This is a genomic window from Hydrogenophaga sp. 2FB (genome assembly GCF_005503365.1).
Taxonomy (GTDB): Bacteria; Pseudomonadota; Gammaproteobacteria; order Burkholderiales; family Burkholderiaceae_C; genus Hydrogenophaga.
This window is the reverse complement of sequence record NZ_SCML01000113.1, coordinates 1-2,892: the sequence shown is the minus strand read 5'-3', so window position 1 is coordinate 2,892 and position 2,892 is coordinate 1. Positions and strand designations below refer to the sequence as shown.

General features: G+C 66.1%; 2 protein-coding genes and 1 pseudogene. 2 read left to right on the top strand and 1 reads right to left on the bottom strand.

All coding sequences use genetic code 11. The features are described from left to right. Positions 1 to 173: 173 nt before the first annotated feature. Both FFS09_RS30380 and FFS09_RS30375 read left to right on the top strand, forming a co-directional pair. Positions 174 to 1,640, top strand: coding sequence for an N-acyl-D-amino-acid deacylase family protein (locus FFS09_RS30380; protein WP_171020282.1), 1,467 nt, complete (start codon positions 174 to 176; stop codon positions 1,638 to 1,640). 10 nt (positions 1,641 to 1,650) lie between these two features. Further along, on the top strand, positions 1,651 to 2,028 hold the full coding sequence (locus FFS09_RS30375) for a RidA family protein (RefSeq protein WP_137922627.1): 378 nt from the start codon (positions 1,651 to 1,653) through the stop codon (positions 2,026 to 2,028). 39 nt (positions 2,029 to 2,067) lie between these two features. On the opposite strand, the pseudogene FFS09_RS30370 reads toward FFS09_RS30375, so the two are convergent. Further along, positions 2,068 to 2,781 (bottom strand): annotated as a pseudogene (locus FFS09_RS30370) (ATP-binding protein); the annotation flags it as partial. Positions 2,782 to 2,892 lie beyond the last annotated feature (111 nt).

Here is a 2,892-nt window from a genome sequence, read left to right as displayed (position 1 = left end):
TCCGAGCGGCTGCCGTTTTCATACGCGCTGCCCGATGGCCACAGACCTGTGCGCCACCCATCGGCCCGAGCTGTCGGTGCGCCCCACCGAGAACGCGGCCGGAGAACACCGCTTGGCTTGCCATTTCCGCTGAATTGACCCACCCCTGAGCCTTGTGCAACCCCCTTTGCCCTATGACCTCCTTGACGGCCACTGAGCCCTACTTTGACCTTCTCATCCTTGGCGGTACCGTGATCGATGGCACCAAGGCGCCCCGTTTTGATGCCGACGTGGGCATCCGCGGCGACAAGATCGTGGCCATCGGTGCTCTGCGCGGCCAGCCGGCACGCCGCACGGTGGACGCCTCCGGCCTCATCGTGGCGCCGGGCTTCATCGACGCCCACACGCACGACGACCAGGCGCTGCTCTCCCAGCCGGATATGAGCTGCAAGGTGTCCCAGGGCGTGACGACGGTGGTGACAGGCAACTGCGGCATCAGCGCGGCGCCTTTGCGCGAAGACATGGACCTGCCCATGCCGCTGAGCCTGCTCGACAGCCCGGCCACCGACCGGTTCACGACCTTCAAGGCCTATGTCGAAGCGCTGCGCCGCACGCCGGCCGCCCTCAATGTTGCGGCCATGGTGGGGCATTCCACCCTGCGCGCGGTCGTGATGCCTGAGTTGGGACGCCCGGCCACGGCCGATGAGATCGAGCGCATGCGCGCCATGGTCGAAGAGGCGCTGGAGGCCGGCGCCATCGGTCTGTCCACGGGCATGTTCTATCCACCCGCCATGGCCGCCACCACCGAGGAGGTGATCGAGATTGGCCGCCCCCTCACGCAGCGCAAGTCGCTGTATGTCACGCACATGCGGGACGAGGCCGACCATGTGATGGACTCGCTGGAAGAAACCTTCCATATCGGCCGGGCGCTCGACATTCCGGTGGTCGTGTCCCACCACAAGCTGCAAAACAGCCAAAACTTCGGACGCTCCGCGGTGACGCTGCCGTTCATCGCAGAAGCGATGAAGCACCAGTGCATTTCGCTCGACTGCTACCCCTACACCGCCGGCTCCACCATGATCCGCACCGACAAGGGCATGCTGGACGGTCGGGTGCTGATCGCATCGAGCGAGCCGCACCCCGAGTGCGCCGGCCGTGATCTGGCGGACATCGCTGCCGAATGGGGTGTGGCCAAGGACGAGGCCGCGCGCCGCCTCCAGCCCGGAAGTGCGATTTACTTCCAGATGGACGAGAACGATGTCCAGCGCATCATGGCGTTTGACGAGACCATGATCGGCTCCGATGGCATTCCGCTGGGCGACAAGCCGCACCCCCGCCTGTGGGGCACTTTCCCCCGGGTGCTGGGCCACTACAGCCGCGATGTGGGCCTGTTCCCGCTCGAGACGGCGGTCTGGAAGATGACCGGACTCACGGCGCGCAACTTCGGCCTGTCGGGCCGCGGCACGCTGGCAGTCGGCCAGCAGGCCGATGTGGTGCTTTTTGACCCCGCCACCGTGCGCGATGCCGCGAACTACACCACGCCCACGCTGCCCGCGGAAGGCATTGCATCCGTGATTGTCAACGGCAGCATCACCTGGGCCGACGGCCTGCACACGGGTGCCCGTGCGGGCCAGGTGGTCCACCGCATTCCCACACCTTGAAAGTCCCACCATGAACCCTTCGATTGAGCGTTTCCCCACCCCCTTGCCTGTCCCCTTTTCCAAGGCGGTCCGGGCCGGCGGCTTTCTGTTCCTGTCCGGGCAACTGGCCATGGATGCCAACGCCAACATCATCGATGGCGACGTCAGCGTGCAGACGCGCGTGGTTCTGGAGCGCATCAAGGCCCTGCTCGAAGAACTGGGTTCCGGCATGCGGGACGTGGTGCGCGCGACCATCTGGCTTGCCGATCTCAACGATTTTGCCGACTTCAACGCCGAGTACGCCCAACATTTCCCCGAAGGCCTGCCCACGCGCTCATGCGTGCAGGCTCCGCTGTACAAGGGGGCCGCGGTGGAGATCGAAGTGCAGGCTTACGTCGGCGAGGCCTGATCGCCTGAGAAGGCGTGAACGAATCCTGCACTCCGCGGTTCAGCGCAGCTTGTCAGGAAAATCCAGCGTTACCCGCAGGCCGGGTGCCGTGTTGTGCACTTGCAGCGTGCCCCCGTGCAAGGTCATCACGCGCCGCACAATCGCCAGGCCCAGCCCAGAGCCCGTACGCTCGCCGCCGGGCCGGGCGGTGGTGAAAAAACGCTCACCCAGGCGCACCAGTGCGTAGTCGGGTACACCCGGCCCCTGGTCTTGCACGGCCACCTGCGCACCCTGCAGTTCCACGCGGATGGTGCTGCCCTCAGGGGCAAAGCAGATGGCGTTGTCAAGCAGGTTGCCGATGGCCAGCGTGACCAGTTCCTCCTCCCACGGGCCCTGGGTACCTTCGCCAGTCAACTCCAGCGCCACCCCCCGCTGATGCGCGAGCGCGCTGGCCTGTTGCAGGGCGCGTGCGGCGCAGTGGCCCAAGTGTGCGTGGGCCGCAGGTTCTGCATGCTGGCGCTGCTCCAGCTTGGACAGCTCCAGCAGCCGGTCGATGATGCGTTGCAGGCGCTCGCTCTGCTGTACCACCTGGGTCGCAAACTCGGCGCGGTCGACGGCGGGCAGCTCGTCCTGCAGCAGCTCGCCCGCGCCCCGGATGGCGGCCACGGGGCTTTTGAGCTCGTGCGTGAGCGCGCGCACATAGCCCTCGATGTAGTCGCGCCCCTCCAGCCGCGCGCGCATGCGGTCCATGGCGCGGGCCAGGTCGCCCAGCTCGGGGTCTCCTCGTTTTCAGTGCAATAAGTGACGGTACGCAAAGCTAGCACTGGCGCGGGGGTGGTCTGGGTAGACCGTTGATTTCATTGACTTTCCTGTTCGCTTTGTAAA

Coding starts and splice junctions, on each gene's coding strand:
- FFS09_RS30380 (WP_171020282.1), top strand. CDS start 174: ATGACCTCCTTGACGGCCACTGAGCCCTACTTTGACCTTCTCATCCTT.
- FFS09_RS30375 (WP_137922627.1), top strand. CDS start 1,651: ATGAACCCTTCGATTGAGCGTTTCCCCACCCCCTTGCCTGTCCCCTTT.